Origin of the sequence: Tannerella forsythia (genome assembly GCF_001006485.1) — a bacterium.
Taxonomy (GTDB): domain Bacteria; phylum Bacteroidota; class Bacteroidia; order Bacteroidales; family Tannerellaceae; genus Tannerella; species Tannerella forsythia.
Window position 1 is genome coordinate 1 of sequence record NZ_JUET01000064.1, and the last position, 405, is coordinate 405.

Annotated in this window: 1 protein-coding gene; it reads right to left on the reverse strand. The window is 54.6% G+C overall.

Translation table 11 applies throughout. The annotated features are described in order from the left end of the window. Positions 1–405: hypothetical protein (locus Tanf_RS15065; protein WP_046825158.1), on the reverse strand; the 405-nt coding region annotated here is incomplete at both ends.

Consider the following 405-nt stretch of genomic DNA (forward strand, 5'->3'; position numbering starts at 1 on the left):
TCCTTGTCCAAATGAATATGAGCCTGGGAATCATCATCTGGACGAAGCGGGGTTCGCGTCATGTCCGCTGTCAGCCACGGCATGTAGCCGGTAAAAAGTCCGTGCGTATGAGGGTTTCGCACATAAACGGGTCTGTTCCCGAGGCGAACCTGAAGTTCTATTGCCTCCGGCAAAGCGATCGATTGAATCGCCTTTGCCACATCATAGATCACCACAATGGCTGCAGGCGTCCGGCCATTCATCGCTTTTGTCGCAAACAAAACATGCTCGGCTAAGTGCGGCATCGCATAGGCAATCGTTTCCCCTTCAGGCTGGAGCGCCACGGCACGCATGATTGCAGGCATATCTGCTTCTCCCGGCTTGCCGGTCGCGGAAGGAACACTGATCCATTCAGTCAGTTCGGAC